At 50.4% G+C, this 13,905-nt stretch carries 16 protein-coding genes; 1 reads left to right on the top strand and 15 read right to left on the bottom strand.

Annotation, left to right across the window (positions count from 1 at the left end; all coding sequences use genetic code 11):
- The first annotated feature begins 165 nt into the window (after window positions 1-165).
- Window positions 166-2,886 (top strand): transglycosylase domain-containing protein, encoded by a 2,721-nt coding sequence (locus tag EJL91_RS00145; RefSeq protein WP_125139955.1) that lies wholly within the window; start codon window positions 166-168, stop codon window positions 2,884-2,886.
- 72 nt (window positions 2,887-2,958) lie between these two features.
- Here the strand turns inward: EJL91_RS00145 and bilS are convergent, their stop codons facing one another.
- From bilS to EJL91_RS00080, 15 genes are all read right to left on the bottom strand, one after another.
- Window positions 2,959-3,522, bottom strand: coding sequence for a flavodoxin family protein BilS (gene bilS / locus EJL91_RS00140; protein ID WP_125139954.1), 564 nt, complete (start codon window positions 3,520-3,522; stop codon window positions 2,959-2,961).
- Window positions 3,519-4,640 (bottom strand): bilirubin reductase, encoded by a 1,122-nt coding sequence (gene bilR, locus EJL91_RS00135; protein WP_125139953.1) that lies wholly within the window; start codon window positions 4,638-4,640, stop codon window positions 3,519-3,521. Before bilR ends, bilS begins: the two co-directional genes overlap by 4 nt.
- The gene (gene bilQ / locus EJL91_RS00130; protein WP_125139952.1) at window positions 4,628-5,059 is read right to left on the bottom strand and encodes a bilirubin utilization transcriptional regulator BilQ; all 432 of its coding nucleotides are present in this window, start codon (window positions 5,057-5,059) and stop codon (window positions 4,628-4,630) included. Before bilQ ends, bilR begins: the two co-directional genes overlap by 13 nt.
- A 304-nt stretch (window positions 5,060-5,363) precedes the next feature.
- Entirely contained in the window at window positions 5,364-5,720 is a 357-nt protein-coding gene (gene spoVAE, locus EJL91_RS00125) for a stage V sporulation protein AE (RefSeq protein WP_125139951.1), read from the bottom strand.
- 43 nt (window positions 5,721-5,763) lie between these two features.
- Window positions 5,764-6,801 carry a stage V sporulation protein AD gene (locus EJL91_RS00120; protein WP_125139950.1) on the bottom strand — a complete coding sequence of 346 codons (1,038 nt, stop codon included), beginning with the start codon at window positions 6,799-6,801 and terminating at the stop codon, window positions 5,764-5,766.
- A gap of 25 nt (window positions 6,802-6,826) precedes the next feature.
- The gene (locus EJL91_RS00115) at window positions 6,827-7,273 is read right to left on the bottom strand and encodes a SpoVA/SpoVAEb family sporulation membrane protein (protein ID WP_125139949.1); all 447 of its coding nucleotides are present in this window, start codon (window positions 7,271-7,273) and stop codon (window positions 6,827-6,829) included.
- Between the two features lie 66 nt (window positions 7,274-7,339).
- Complete coding sequence (locus EJL91_RS00110; RefSeq protein WP_125139948.1) at window positions 7,340-7,792, bottom strand: stage V sporulation protein AB; 453 nt, start codon at window positions 7,790-7,792, stop codon at window positions 7,340-7,342.
- Window positions 7,782-8,408 carry a stage V sporulation protein AA gene (locus EJL91_RS00105; RefSeq protein ID WP_125139947.1) on the bottom strand — a complete coding sequence of 209 codons (627 nt, stop codon included), beginning with the start codon at window positions 8,406-8,408 and terminating at the stop codon, window positions 7,782-7,784. Before EJL91_RS00105 ends, EJL91_RS00110 begins: the two co-directional genes overlap by 11 nt.
- Window positions 8,405-8,572, bottom strand: coding sequence for a hypothetical protein (locus EJL91_RS24435; RefSeq protein WP_164516716.1), 168 nt, complete (start codon window positions 8,570-8,572; stop codon window positions 8,405-8,407). Before EJL91_RS24435 ends, EJL91_RS00105 begins: the two co-directional genes overlap by 4 nt.
- 297 nt (window positions 8,573-8,869) lie before the next feature.
- A complete protein-coding gene (locus EJL91_RS00100; protein ID WP_125139946.1) occupies window positions 8,870-9,583 on the bottom strand; it encodes a SigB/SigF/SigG family RNA polymerase sigma factor in 714 nt (237 codons plus the stop codon).
- 4 nt (window positions 9,584-9,587) lie between these two features.
- Window positions 9,588-9,995, bottom strand: a complete 408-nt coding sequence (gene spoIIAB, locus EJL91_RS00095; RefSeq protein WP_366925922.1) for an anti-sigma F factor — start codon at window positions 9,993-9,995, stop codon at window positions 9,588-9,590.
- 100 nt (window positions 9,996-10,095) lie between these two features.
- The gene (locus tag EJL91_RS00090; protein ID WP_125139944.1) at window positions 10,096-10,437 is read right to left on the bottom strand and encodes an STAS domain-containing protein; all 342 of its coding nucleotides are present in this window, start codon (window positions 10,435-10,437) and stop codon (window positions 10,096-10,098) included.
- A 164-nt stretch (window positions 10,438-10,601) separates the two neighbouring features.
- The gene (locus EJL91_RS00085; RefSeq protein WP_125139943.1) at window positions 10,602-12,155 is read right to left on the bottom strand and encodes a tetratricopeptide repeat protein; all 1,554 of its coding nucleotides are present in this window, start codon (window positions 12,153-12,155) and stop codon (window positions 10,602-10,604) included.
- Window positions 12,156-12,164: 9 nt separating this feature from the next.
- Complete coding sequence (locus EJL91_RS24430) at window positions 12,165-12,320, bottom strand: hypothetical protein (RefSeq protein WP_164516715.1); 156 nt, start codon at window positions 12,318-12,320, stop codon at window positions 12,165-12,167.
- A complete protein-coding gene (locus EJL91_RS00080) occupies window positions 12,317-13,693 on the bottom strand; it encodes a bifunctional folylpolyglutamate synthase/dihydrofolate synthase (RefSeq protein ID WP_243125188.1) in 1,377 nt (458 codons plus the stop codon). The genes EJL91_RS24430 and EJL91_RS00080 overlap by 4 nt, the downstream gene beginning before the upstream one ends.
- Window positions 13,694-13,905: the final 212 nt, after the last annotated feature.

The following is a 13,905-nucleotide window of genomic DNA, read 5'->3' as shown; positions in this document are numbered from 1 at the left end:
TCCCCCTGCATGCCCGGCAGCATACTTTGCGGTGCACGGAATTCCGCCTGAGGACAGTAACGTAAAAGCCTCTCTGTTCATAATAACGTAAAAAAAATTTCATGACAATAGTATTTATTTATCAGGTAACTTTTGCTATAATGATAGCTTATAAAGGAGGCTCCTATGAATTATGGCAGAAAATCAACTAAACGAAGAATAAAGGCAGCCAGCTCCCGGAAGAAAAAATATACAAATAAGGTATTCTTATCTTTTTTTAAAACGGTTTTTGTCCTGTTTCTCTTTATTACAGCAGCGGGAATCAGCACAGGGATCGGTATGCTGAAAGGAATTATCGACAGTTCGCCGGACTTTAATCCGGACAGCTTCGCACCCAGCGGTTATTTTTCCACTATTTATAACGCGAACGGCGAGGTAACCGATACTCTGATAGGCACCGATTCCAACCGTATTGAAGCTACCTATGACGAGTTGCCGCAGGATCTCATCGACGCCTTTGTGGCAATTGAGGACTCCCGTTTCTGGCAGCACAACGGAATCGACCTCCGCTCCATCACCAGGGCAGCAGTCGGCGTCCTGACCCATAATTACAGCGGCGGAGCCAGCACCCTGACCCAGCAGCTCATCAAGAACACCGTGTTTAACGGCGGTATGGAGACCAGCGACGGCGCAAAGATTGAACGAAAGATACAGGAACAGTACCTGGCCCTACAGCTCACAAAGAATGTAGACCGGAAAATTATTCTTACCAACTACTTAAACACGATTAACCTCGGAAAGAACACCCTCGGCGTCAAGGCCGCGGCCCTGCGGTATTTCAATAAGGATGTATCGGAACTGACACTTTCCGAATGCGCCGTTATCGCAGGCATCACGAAGAACCCGGCCCGTTTAAATCCGGTATCCGGCCCCGAGGACAATGCGGAGCGCAGGGAAGTCATCCTCCAGGAGATGTACAACCAGGGATATATTACAAAGGAAGAACAGGAGGAGGCTCTGGCCGACGACGTTTATTCCCGTATCCAGAACGTGGATCTCGCAATTAAGGAGAATACCACCCCTTACTCCTACTATACGGACGAGCTCATCGAGCAGGTGACGGAAGCCCTGAAAGAGGAGTTCGGCTATACGAACACCCAGGCCTACAATCTGCTGTACAGCGGCGGGCTCCAGATTGAAACGCCTCAGGATCCGGCCATACAGGCCATCGTGGACGAGGAAATCAATAATCCGGAAAACTACGACGCAGCCCGTCTTTCCGTGGAATACCGTCTCTCCGTCACACATGCGGACGGGACAACGGAGCATTTCTCCCAGGAGACAATGAAGACCTATTTCCGTCAGGTCAAGGGACAGACAAGCTATGAAGGCCTGTTTGACAGTGAGGCCGAGATACAGGCGGCGATCGATGAATACAAGGCGTATCTGCTGAAGGAAGGCGATCAGGTGATTGGAGAATCCTCCCATATCACGCTTCAGCCTCAGGCATCCTTTGTCCTGATCGAGCAGTCCACCGGCTATGTCAAGGCTATCAGCGGCGGACGCGGCGAGAAGACGGCGAACCGTACCTTAAACAGGGCCACCAACACGCCGAGACAGCCGGGATCGACCTTCAAGGTAATTACATCCTTTGCGCCGGCCATCGACACCTGCGGAGCGACGCTTGCCTCCGTATACTACGATGCCTCTTATACGGTAGGCACCAAAACATTCAGGAACTGGTGGGGAAGCGACTACAAAGGATATCACTCCATCCGTGACGGTATCGTTTATTCTATGAACATTATCGCCCTGCGGTGCATGGCTGAGACGGTAACGCCCCAGCTCGGTGTGGAATATGCGGAGAAGCTCGGCATTACCACCCTCGTCTCCTCTGATTTGAACCTGTCGACCGCCCTCGGCGGTATTACAAAGGGTGTTACAAACCTGGAACTGACTAATGCGTTTGCTTCCATTGCAAACAACGGCACCTATACAAAACCGATTTTCTTTACTAGAATTCTGGACCGCAACGGCAAGGTACTGATTGAAAATGTGCCTGAGACAAGACAAGTATTAAAGGACTCCACCGCTTTCCTGCTGACCGACGCGATGACGGACGTTATGCAGAGTAATGTCCTCTATTCAAGACCCGGCGCCGGTGTCAATGCAACCGGAACCGCGGCTGCAGTCCCGGGCATGACGACCGCCGGAAAGAGCGGAACCACAACAGATAATAAAGATATCTGGTTTGTCGGCTATTCCCCGTACTATACCGCAGGTATCTGGGGCGGATGCGACAACAACCAGAAACTGAAGGATTCACGCGGCAACATAAACGGCGGCACCAGCTTTACGAAACGTATCTGGCGCAAGATTATGACCAGGGTCCACGAAGGGCTCTCCGATCCCGGCTTCCCCGTACCCGACAGTATTGAGACTGCCCAAGTGTGCAGGAAATCAGGCAAGCTGGCCGTATCCGGCGTCTGCAGCAGTGACCCGAGAGGCAATGCCGTCTACACCGAGTATTTTGCCAAGGGAACCGTCCCAACCGAGGCCTGTGACCATCATGTGAGAGTCACTGTCTGCACGGCGTCAGGCGGACGTCCTACCGCATTCTGTCCGGAGGACCAGCAGGAGGCGCGCACCTTTATGGCTGTACCGGCGGATGAGGGTATTACCGACGACTCTTACTACGCAATGCCGGATTACTGTACCGTACATAACGGCTCTTCCACGATTATCGATCCTTCGGGAGCGGAAGGAAGCGACATCCCCTACGGCCCCGGTTATATTCCTGAAACTACGGCCCCGTACTCGCGGCCGGCCAATGAATATTATACTTATCCGCATTCCTCCGGGGACGGCAATACTATCCCGATCGTCCCGGCGGGACCAAACGGTTAAAGGCGGCATAAAATCAGCCCGGGCCGCGAAAGACAGATAAATACATTTGTCTTTCGCGGCCCGGGCTGGTTTTCACTTGGTTCCAATTATTTTCTCCAAAAATTGCTTAAATGCGGTGAAATCTTCCTGTCCCGGATGGGACAAGGCCGCATGGTAATTTTCTATCATCCGACTGGCCCTGCCGTCCCCGGGATCGGCCTCCAGCATAGCCTGGTAGCGTTCCAGCACGGTGGAGGCCATCCTGCCCTGGCACATGAAATACGCGGCCGGATTCACGGCTTTAGGCAGTACCTGAGCGATGTTTCCGATCACTCTGTCATAATAGGACTGGTCGGAACCAAAGCCGGCCGTACCGAAGAGAATCAGCTTTCCCGGAACTGAAACCATTTCTCCCAGCGTCTTTAGAAAGGCAAGGGCATCGGCGTCCGCATTCCCCTTGTCGGTCCAGAAACCGACGCAGAGAATATCGGCCCGTTCTGCGATTTCCCCTCTCTTCTGTCCTTCCTGCAAAGCGGCGGCCGCGTCCCCGTAAAAGAGACATTCTCCCTCTCCTGTATTTCTGAATACCGCCAGCGCCTGATCCGCCAGCATTTTTGTATTTCCCGTCCTGCTGCTGTATACGATTGTATATTTCATTTTTTTTCCTCCTGTCTTCCGTCGTAAATACAATGAACTCCCCTGTGTTCCATCATTCCTCCCAGGCATTCCCTGTTACACCGGACGCAGGTTCTTATTTTCTCCTGGTTCTCTCCTGCCGTCTTTGCCGGCCACTGCGGATCGGCGATCAACTGGCGGCTCATGGCGGCATAATCGATTCTGGATTTTTGAAGCTGTTCTTCTATAAAGTCCGGACTGGTCAGCCCGCCTACCCCACAGACCGGAAGGGAGGTATATTTCCTCACCTCGTCGCAGTATTTCAGGAAACAGCCTTCATCCGAAAAATACGGATGGGATTTCGGCGGTATCGTATCCGACAGTAAAGTGTGATCCGCCAGGGCTACATGATAGCAGTCCACACCGGCATCCTGAAGAATTGGCAGAAAGACCGGCAGTTCCTCCAGCAGGATTCCCGCATTGCCGTAGTGGGGATTCTCCTGGCGCACAGCCAGCTTATACTCTATAGGCATGTCCGGAAGCGCCCGTCTCACGGCCGCGACGGCCTCAGACGCGAATCTGGCGCGGTTTTCGGCAGAGCCGCCGTAGCAGTCCTTCCTGCGATTAAAAACGGCGGAGCTGAAGCTTCCGCACATTCTGTCTCCGTGAATCTGTATCATGTCGAAACCGGCCTTTTCAGCCAGTTTTGCCGCCTCCGAAAAGGATGACGTAATCTCCTTCACCCTTTTTTCGGGGATTCGGCTGATATATGGGCCGGTTCTCTCATTCATCAAAAACCTCAGCCGGTCGGGCGTAATTTTCTTCGTCAGGACTCCCGGTATATAGCGGAGCATTCCTTTTAAGTCGGAATCCGACACATGAAGCTGGGCACAGGCTTTTGCCCCGTTTCTATGTATGATATCCGTCAGCCTGCTGTAGAATTCAAATCCCTTCCTGCTGTACAGCGATTTTTCAAACAGACTGTGCCTCAGGACGGGAACATCCCCTACTGTCAGCATTGCCGCGCCTCCTGCGGCTATCCGGCCCATCCGTTCCAGATACTCCTCCTCCTTCAGTCCCATCGTGGTCGGAGCAAATATAATCCTGTTTTTGAGCGTCAGACCGCGGAGCGTAAATGGAGAATTGATCATTTCGTACATCCCGTTCCCTCCCCTGCTTCCTTTATCTTTTTAAGCATGGCAAAAAGCTGCTCTTTTTCCTTCTCATCCAAGGCGGACAGCACTTTTTTGTCCCACTCTTTAAATAATGAATGGGCCTTTTCAAAGGTCTGCTCCCCTTTTTCCGTAAGTGTCAGAAGAACCATCCTCCTGTCCTTCTCATGACGTCTGCGCCCTATAAAGCCGTCCTGCAGAAGTTTCTCCACCGATCTGGCCGCATATCCTTCATCCGAGCGGACGGCCGCCGCCATCTCCCGCTGTGAACAGCCCGGTTTCTTCCCAATGTAAATCAGAAAATATAATAGTCCCAGGGAAATTCCCTCCTTCTGAAGTTCCCCCTTACAAAATGTTGTAAAATCTTCCCTGAAAATCGAAGTGTAATAGGCAAATGTCTGGTACATGATAACCTCCGTTTGATTTGATTGCCATATTTGATTTGTTTCATCCGTTTGATCTGTTTTTACTACAATTGATTTGTTTTTTATTTGATAATATCAAGTATAGCCAATTACATGATTTTGTCAAGTATTTTTATCTGCCCTCAAAACGTGGAGTGCCGTACAGTAATCGGCAGACCGCGGCGGCTCCGCAGACGCTCAAAAAGAGACAGACCGCAGCGCCGTCTGTGCCGCAGCACATGGGCTTTCCTGAGCTCTGTCTCTCTGTCCAGTTCTAACCGGCTCCCTAACGGGACCCGTCTCTCTTTTAATCCTTTAGTTTGGGCTTAAAAATCAGGGATGCAAAATACCCGAAGATCAGCGCCCCGGATATTCCTGCGGAACCTGCCGTAAAACCACCCTTAAAAAGACCCAGCAGGCCATCCTTGCCGATAGCTTCGCTGACGCCCTTCCAAAGGCTGTTTCCAAAGCCCAGAAGCGGTATTGTGGCTCCCGCTCCGGCCCACTCGGCAAATGGTTCGTAGATTCCAATCCAGCCCAGGATGGAGCCTGTCACTACGAGCAGCACCATAATGCGGCCCGGCAGAAGTTTTGTTTTATCCATCAGAATCTGCACCGCCGCGCAAATCAGTCCGCCCACGATAAACGCCTTTACATAATCCATAAATTTATTCCTCCATTTCGGATCTTCTTCCCGGATTCGATGTTCAGCCTCCTATATGCTCCAAAATCACCCCATGGGCAATTCCCGGGACATTCTGCCCCTCGTTGAAGCTGATCTGCGAAAGGAGGGCTCCGGTAGGCACAAAGAGCACCCGCTTCCACTCTCCGCTCCTGATCTTCGGCAGGATATAACCGCACAGCGTCACAGCCGAACAGCCGCAGCCGCTTCCGCCCGAATGGGTGTCCTGGGTGGCCGAATCAAAGATTGTCATACCGCAGTCCATGTGGATTCCCTTCACATCGTATCCGGCCTGATCCATGAAATCAAACAGGATATTCTGTCCCACGGCACCCAGGTCTCCGGTAATAATCTTGTCGTAATAGTTCTGATCTACATTGAAATCACGGAAATTCTGCAGGATTGTGTCTACTGCGGCCATTGCCATCGCAGCCCCCATGTTCATGGAGTCCCTGGACTGCATATCCACAATCTTTCCCGCCGTGGCTCCCGCTATCTTGGCATATGCCTTTTCCTGTGCCGCCGGACTTCCTTTTCCGTCCTTTCCTATGATGACGGAGCCACAGCCTGTGACGGTCCATGTTGTGGAAAACGGCCTCTGGTTTCCGTAGGCAAGCGGAAAGCGGAATTGACGCTCGGCGGATGCAAAATGGCTGGATGCCAGCGACATAACGCGGTCGGCATAGCCTGCGTTAACAATCATGGAGCCCAGCATCATGGCCTCCCCCATTGTTGAACAGGCGCCGTAGAGACCAAACATCGGTATTCCGAGATCCTGGACTCCAAAGGAGGTGGCCACAATCTGGCCTAACAAATCGCCTGCAAAAAGATATCTGATTTCGCTTTCGCGAAGCCCCGATTTTTCCAGACATTTGAGAGCTGTCTGCCTCTGAAATTCACTCTCTGCCGCTTCCCAGTTATCCTGACCGTACATGGGATCCGGCTCTATCCTGTCGAAGCAGGCGGCCAGCGGGCCATCCCCCTCCTTCTCACCGACGATTGAAGCCGCTCCCAGTATCACCGGCTGGTTTTCAAATTTTACACTGGCTTTTCCCTTCTGCATCTCAACTGCTCCTTTCCTTTCACTTTTAAAGCCCAAAGCCGAATATCATGCTGATCACTCCAAGCGCCCATGATACCAGAACGCCGTAGAGAATAACAGGGCCGGCAATCGTAAATATCTTACAGCCTACTCCGAATACCTGTCCCTCGGCCTTGTACTCGATTGCCGGAGCCGCCACCGAGTTGGCAAAGCCGGTGATTGGAACAAGAGCCCCGGCTCCGCCGAACTTTGCGATTTTCTGGAATATGTTTAAGCCCGTCAGGGTGACGCTTAATAGTATCAGAATGAGCAGCGTCCATGCTGCGGCAGCATCTTTCTCCAGCCCGTTTTCTTTAAAAAGGTTCAGAAGAATCTGCCCAATCGTACAGATAGCACCTCCCGTTACGAATGCCGTCAGCACATTTTTAAAGGTGCTGTGGACAGGTGTTATCTGTTTTACGTAATCCCCATATTGTTTTTTATCTACTTCCATCTGTTATGCCTCCTGTCTTATCTGTTCACTTTTTCTCTCCGGCCAATTTAGTTTTGTCCCCATGATTTAATTTCCCATGCCTCCGAGAAAATATACGAGGCAGCCAAAGAGTTTTCCGAGGGCAACAGACAAAATTACATACTGAAGCCCGACGGCCAGCCTGATTCTCCTGCTGATTACCGGCAGGGCCTTCAGAGTCTCCGCCAGGGACATGACAAGACACCCGACAAAGATGCCGCTGCCAAGTCCGAACAGTCCCAGAACGAGATGGCCCAGCAGGGGAATCCCAAGTCCTCTGGCTCCAAACAGCATTGGAAATTCAAAGATATCCAGCACATTGCCGAATATACCTCCGATAATAATCACCGTCTCATAGAGCAGAATATGCCTGTTTGTCCCCGTCTTTCCTATCACACGCGGAAACACTCCAATGATAGCCAAAAAAGCAAAAACGCCGGCCGCTATGACGCCGCCGGCGCAAAGACCGATAAAAGCCAGAAGGGACTGTCTAAGAAACATCAATGCCAGACTCCTTTCTTCCGTCATTCTGAATCAGGGTTTTATTGATATTATCCTCGTAAAGACGCATCTCCACCTCCAGCGGCGTCGGATCTGTGTTCAACTTGATTTTTGCAAAATGGTTAAAGAAAACGACAATACCAAGCGCCAGACCAATCGAGTAAGAGGTCTCTAAAATCGTAATCCCGTCTGACTCTTTTCCCATAACAAGACGGTACAATTCCTTAAACACATCCAGCACACTCGCGTCGTTATTAAACGTCATAATTGCAAAAGCCGCTCCTGCAAAACATACGAGGCAGACAAAAATCGTTTTAATCCACTGCCATGCATACATGGGTTTCTTAGACGGCTGGTAATCGATGATAAAATCAGTTTCCCCCACATTGTTTACTTCCGCTTCCGGAACGTTCTCTGATATCTTCTGGACAACATCCACAATACTCCCCATATACCGCTTTTCCTGATCGGAATGGATCGTCTGCACCTTCACCGCTTTGCACCGGCTGGCCGTGCTCTTATCACTGCAGTAAACCTCTGCAATATCGCTCAGAAAAATATCCTTCTTATGGACCTGGGTAATCTGGCTGAGTTTAACATATACTGTCTGTGTCATGCCGCCATCTCCATTTCTTCCCGTATCTCAATATTCTTAACAAAAGTCCCGTCAATATGGGAAGAATTACGGCCAACAGTCAGAAGACAATACCACACTACCGCCACAATGGCAGCCATACAGCAAAGCAATATAATAATCCCTGTCTTTTTTCTAAGATTCATGTCACTTCACATCCTTTTCCTATGAACTGTTTACGGATAGTATGGTTCAAACAGAAATTTTTATTCCTGTCGGAATCAAAAATTTCTGTTCAATAATTTATAAACAAGTGGGGGAAATTTGAGAAATGAGAACGCCGCCGGGACGGTCGGGGTTCGGGATGGTGAGAAAGAGGTTGTGAGTCTTCAGTCCCGGATTTAGTTTTGTCGCGGGTGGGGAATCCGGGACTGAAGACTCATCCATCCAACCCACTTCCCCGTCCGCCGTCTTTCAGAGGCGTCCTCGCCTCTCAACTAACTTCATAGCTTCTCCCTCATCTCCTTCAGTATCTTCCGCTCCATCCGTGATACCTGAACCTGGGAGATTCCCAGGATTTCTGCTATCTGCGTCTGGGTCTGGTTGTAAAAATATCTTCTAACGATGATTTCACGCTGCTTTTTTTCCAGGGATTTTAAGAGTTCTCCCAACACCATGCGGTCTAAGAGCATCTCGTTTTCTTCCCGCTCTTCGGCCACTTTGTCGATCAGGGACAAGGTATTGTCCTCGCCCGATCCGGATGGAGCATAGAGGGATTCTACCTGGCATCCGGCTTCCAGGGATGCGGCCACCTCCTCTTTGCTGGCCCCGAGGGCGTCGGAAATTTCCTCCAGGGTCGGTTCCCGGCCCAGGGAGCCGGACAAGCTCTCCCGCACTACGCTGACCTTGATCCCCAGTTCCTTAATAGAACGGCTGACCTTGATCATGCCGTCGTCCCGGAGAAAACGTTTAATCTCCCCGGTGATCATCGGAACCGCGTAAGTGGAAAAACGCACCTCGTAGGAAGTGTCGAATTTATCAATCGCCTTGATAAGCCCAATGCTCCCTATCTGAAACAAATCTTCTGTCTCACATCCTCTTCCCGTAAAGCGTCTGACGATACTCCAGACAAGCCCTACGTTGTCCATTACCAGCCGTTCTCTGGCTGCTTTATCCCCGTTGTGAGCCATCTCGATTAGTTTCATGGTCTCATCCATAGAGTCACCTGCCGATTTTCTTTTTCATTTTTACCATAGTTCCCCGGCCCGGTTCCGACTCCACTTCCACCCGATCCATGAATGCCTCCATAAAGGAAAATCCCATTCCGGACCGTTCTCCGCTGGTATCGCTGGTGTACATGGGTTCCATTGCTTTTTCAATGTTGTCGATCCCCCTGCCTTCATCCCTGATCCAGACTGAAAGTTCGTCCTCCTCGATGCCGGTTTCTATGTAAATGATTCCTTCCCCGTTTCCGTATCCGTGAATCACGCAGTTCGTCACCGCCTCCGACACGGCGGTTTTTACATCATTGATTTCCTCCAGGGTCGGGTCCATGCGGCTCATAAATACGGCCACAGTCACCCTGGCAAATTCCTCATTCTCCGACCGGCTTTCGATCTGCATTTTCATCCATTCTTTTCTGAGCGTTTTTTTCGTTTCCTGTTCCTTTATCTCCATATTTTCCTGAATCTCCTGCATGTTTTGTCCCGTCTTCACGTTATTCTCCTCCCTATCCATTAATTGCGTCTTCCCTTGTATCACATTTTTTTACCAGCCGCATAATTCCTCCGATTGTCAGGATCCTCGTAATTCTCGGGCCTGCCCCATAAATTCTCACCGTTCCCCGGCTGCCTTCCATTTGCTTATACCGGCTTAAAAGAACGCCAATCCCTGAACTGTCCATAAATTCCGTCTGCGAGAAATCAAAAACAATTTTATTAATATAGTTCTCCTCCAACAGAAGATCCGTTTCATATTTCAGATTACGGCAGTTGTGATGATCAAGTTCCTTGGGCAGATGGATAATGAGCGCCTGTCCATCCGCCTCATAGGTAAAAAGTTCATTCTGCATTTTTATGCTCCTTTCGACTGCTTAAATGATAAAAAATCCCTATCGGAACAAGAATGAGTCCGATGATATAAAAAAAGACACTACGGGCGTAATTTCTTATCTTCCGTAGTGTCTTTCTATCGTTTTTATTTATATGATTTGATTTAATCGGTTCCGGGTCTTTCTTAATCCTGCCCCTCACCGGCAGCGCTGCTCTCCCCACTGGCTCCGCCGTTACCCGGGGCTTCACTGCCGGCTTGGGTTTCTCCGGCATTTCCGGCCGCGGTTTCCGGCTGTGTTTCGGGAGCGGTGGTTCCTGCTCCGTCCGTACCGGCAGTTCCGCCTGTTCCCTGCTGGCCCTGCGGTTCCGTGGCAGCCGGCGTCTGGTTCGGCGCAGTCTGTCCCGGAGCTCCCGCCGCCTCACTCTGCGGCGCCAGTTCGGCAAGCTGGGTTCTCGCCCTGCCTGCATATTCCGAATCTGCAAACTGGGTCACAATCTGGGTGAACAGCTGGATGGCCGTCTCGGCCTGTCCCTGGGAACGGTTGATCATACCCATGTTAAAGATAACCTTGGGATTGTCCGGCCTGATGTTCAGGCAGGTCTGATAATAATTCAGGGCCTCGCTCATTCTTCCGGCCGACCACATCGTATAGGCCAAATCCTCCAGCGTCTGATAGCCGTTAGTCTCAATATCCTGTTTGATCGCATTAGCGATGGCCAGATCCGTCTCATCGGTAAACAGGGACGGGTTAAATCCGGCATAGAGGGAAACTGCCTCCGTTAAATTGTTGCTCCTGTATGCCTGCAGTATTTTTACCAGGATACTGTACTGATTGACAACGCTTTCATTGCTGTTTAAGAAGTTATTTAGCTGTTCTTCCGCCGAATCTTTATCACTTTTATAGGTCACGATGCTGTTGTTTAAGTTGGAAATTTCTTCATTCTTCTGGTTGAGCTGCTCATTATACTGAAGAATTTCCTGATTATGCTCGTTGTTCAGTTTTTTTGCAGCCGCAGGCATAACGAGGAAAAAGATAACGGCCGCTCCCAGAAGAAGTCCAGCTCCGATGTTGAGGACAGACTGCCATCCCGTATTCTCCTTATAGCTGGGCGGGATAATAACGTCGTCATCCTGCATCTGCCTGTGGGAAAACGCATTCTTGATCTTCCTGCGCTCTATCTCGGCCTTGCCGGTCCTTGCCTTGACAATGGACATGTACCAGGATGCCTTGGGGTTATTCTTGTCAATCTTTAACACCTTGTAGAGTGACTTGCCCGCTTTTGTATAATCCTCATGGCTGATATAAAGAAGAGCCAGGAGCAGATGGGCTTTGACAAACCGGGGATTGGCTTCAACGACGCGTGTCAGCTGCAGCACCGCAAGGTCGTCGCTGCCGCTCTGTGCCTGTAACAGCGCCTGATTGTATTTCTTTACATTCTGGCTTGCCAGTTCAAGGCGTTCCGGCTTCCTCTGTATCTGTTCAAGGTAATAGTCCGCCCTGTTGTCATTCTCCTGGAAATTCATACTGATAACCCACTGCACAAGCGCTTCCGACACTTCGCCCATCTCGTAGTAGATTAATCCCAGCAGATTTCTTGCTTCAATATGGTATTTATTCAGGTTCAGGCACTTCTGCAGATACTGCACCGCGCCTGATAAGTCCCTTTTTCCCGCCAGTTCCAGCCCTGCATTATAAAAGCTGTTGGAAACAAGGCGGATTTTTTTCATCTGATCCATTCTTACCGCCTATTCTCTCATTCTCTTTAAAAGTTCTATCATAATATCAGACATGTCTGTTAAATCACTTTTTACAATTGCCTCGCCGATATCTTCCACTTCAAGGCTGGGTTTAAAACGCTCTATTTCTTCATCAAAATCAATTGTCAACGCTTCGTCACTCATGCTTCATTCCTCCTCAGCACATCTTTTATTTCTCCGATTAAGTAAAGAGAACCCGCACAGAAAACAGTGTCTTCCGGTTTTTTCTCCCTTAATGCTTCCTTAAGCGCCTCCGCTACGGTCTGGATTACGCGTATATCATGGCCGCTCTCTCCGCCGGCCCTGTCCGCGCCTTCCGTCCGTCCGAGCAGGCTGTCCACTTTCTTCCATGCGTCATGGGCGGCCTCGTTAAGCTTTCTGATATCCAGACCGCGTCCATACTCGATCTGGGTCAGGATCAGCACGTCCGGCATAAATTCCCGGCAGAGGATCTCGGCCATCTCACGGTACTCTTTGTCCGAAACCACGGCAAATAAAAGAATTCTTCTGCCGCCTCCGCGCTTCGCCGCGATCGCCCTGGCCGCTTTGGCAAACTCGCGGATTCCGCCCTCGTTGTGGGCTCCGTCGAGATATACATTTTCCATAATCTGTTCCATGCGCCCCGGCCATACGGCATGTCCAATACCCCGGCTGATTACTTCCGCGTCAATTCCAAGGATCTCGGCCGTACGGAAGGCCAGCATGGAATTAACCGCCTGGTATTCCGCTGCAAACGGGATATCGAGGGCATGCTCCGTCCCGCCGTCCGCCTGCTTTGCCATCAGTTTCAGATGGCCGCCGTCAAGCTCCAGGCCGCTGTAGGACGTATTGTCCACCGGCCAGGTCCTGCTGCCCATCTCCTCCGCTTTGGCTCTTATCACCGCAGACGCCTCCGCCGATGTATTATCGTATACTACGGGGACACCCGGTTTGATGATTCCGGCCTTTTCCCCGGCAATCTTTTCCACCGTGTCTCCCAGGTATTCCATGTGATCCAGGCTGATCGACGTAATCACGGTTGCCAGGGGATGCTCCACACAGTTTGTGGCATCCAGACGGCCGCCAAGCCCGGTTTCCAATACTACGTAATCGCAGGGTGACTTCTTCACCATCACCATAAACATCAAAAACAGGAACTCAAAGTAGGACGGATGTCCCGCTCCTATCTTCTCAAACTCTTCCTGTGCGTCCCGGACTTTCCGGTATGCATATAAGAACAGTTCGTCGTCCACATCCTTACCGTTAAAGGCAAATCTCTCCGTGATGGAAAGCAGATGAGGCGATGTGAATACGGCCGCCGTATATCCGGCCTCCCTGAAAACAGAGGAGAGAAAAGCGCAGACGGAACCTTTTCCATTCGTTCCGGCTATGTGCACGATCTTCATATCATCCTGGGGACTTCCCAGAATTCTCAGCATTTCCCTGACCATCTCAACAGTGTGCTTCTCTTTGGAAAACTTCGGTATCTGATCCAGATATTCCGCCGCCTCATTGACAGCTATATTCCGTTCCTTCATCCTATTTACCATCTTTCTGCCAGAAAGGCCTTTATCTTTATGCGGCAAAGCCGCCCGTACTTGTAAGAAAGAATCCTGCGAGGGGCATAATTCTTCTCCGCCGGATAATTACATTTTACTTTACTATTATAATATACATCCGTTTTTATGCAAGGAGTTTATTTCGGTATTTTTTTTGAAATATCGACATATGAATATTAGTCAGGCCACAG

The sequence above is a fragment of the Clostridium transplantifaecale genome (assembly GCF_900626075.1).
GTDB classification, from domain to species: Bacteria; Bacillota; Clostridia; order Lachnospirales; family Lachnospiraceae; genus Otoolea; species Otoolea transplantifaecalis.
This window is presented reverse-complemented; position numbering and strand designations above follow the sequence as displayed.

What these genes read in the sequence shown, in the direction of transcription:
- EJL91_RS00145 (WP_125139955.1), top strand. Translation starts at nt 166, where the DNA reads ATGAATTATGGCAGAAAATCAACTAAACGAAGAATAAAGGCAGCCAGC.
- bilR (WP_125139953.1), bottom strand. Translation starts at nt 4,640, where the DNA reads ATGTACGAAATGATCAATTCTCCATTTACGCTCCGCGGTCTGACGCTC.
- bilS (WP_125139954.1), bottom strand. Translation starts at nt 3,522, where the DNA reads ATGAAATATACAATCGTATACAGCAGCAGGACGGGAAATACAAAAATG.
- EJL91_RS00115 (WP_125139949.1), bottom strand. Translation starts at nt 7,273, where the DNA reads ATGGAAGTAGATAAAAAACAATATGGGGATTACGTAAAACAGATAACA.
- EJL91_RS00085 (WP_125139943.1), bottom strand. Translation starts at nt 12,155, where the DNA reads ATGGATCAGATGAAAAAAATCCGCCTTGTTTCCAACAGCTTTTATAAT.
- EJL91_RS00105 (WP_125139947.1), bottom strand. Translation starts at nt 8,408, where the DNA reads ATGACACAGACAGTATATGTTAAACTCAGCCAGATTACCCAGGTCCAT.
- EJL91_RS00080 (WP_243125188.1), bottom strand. Translation starts at nt 13,693, where the DNA reads ATGAAGGAACGGAATATAGCTGTCAATGAGGCGGCGGAATATCTGGAT.
- EJL91_RS00120 (WP_125139950.1), bottom strand. Translation starts at nt 6,801, where the DNA reads ATGCAGAAGGGAAAAGCCAGTGTAAAATTTGAAAACCAGCCGGTGATA.
- EJL91_RS00100 (WP_125139946.1), bottom strand. Translation starts at nt 9,583, where the DNA reads ATGGATGAGACCATGAAACTAATCGAGATGGCTCACAACGGGGATAAA.
- EJL91_RS00090 (WP_125139944.1), bottom strand. Translation starts at nt 10,437, where the DNA reads ATGCAGAATGAACTTTTTACCTATGAGGCGGATGGACAGGCGCTCATT.
- spoVAE (WP_125139951.1), bottom strand. Translation starts at nt 5,720, where the DNA reads ATGGATTATGTAAAGGCGTTTATCGTGGGCGGACTGATTTGCGCGGCG.
- EJL91_RS24430 (WP_164516715.1), bottom strand. Translation starts at nt 12,320, where the DNA reads ATGAGTGACGAAGCGTTGACAATTGATTTTGATGAAGAAATAGAGCGT.
- EJL91_RS00110 (WP_125139948.1), bottom strand. Translation starts at nt 7,792, where the DNA reads ATGTTTCTTAGACAGTCCCTTCTGGCTTTTATCGGTCTTTGCGCCGGC.
- bilQ (WP_125139952.1), bottom strand. Translation starts at nt 5,059, where the DNA reads ATGTACCAGACATTTGCCTATTACACTTCGATTTTCAGGGAAGATTTT.
- EJL91_RS24435 (WP_164516716.1), bottom strand. Translation starts at nt 8,572, where the DNA reads ATGAATCTTAGAAAAAAGACAGGGATTATTATATTGCTTTGCTGTATG.
- spoIIAB (WP_366925922.1), bottom strand. Translation starts at nt 9,995, where the DNA reads ATGAAAATGCAGATCGAAAGCCGGTCGGAGAATGAGGAATTTGCCAGG.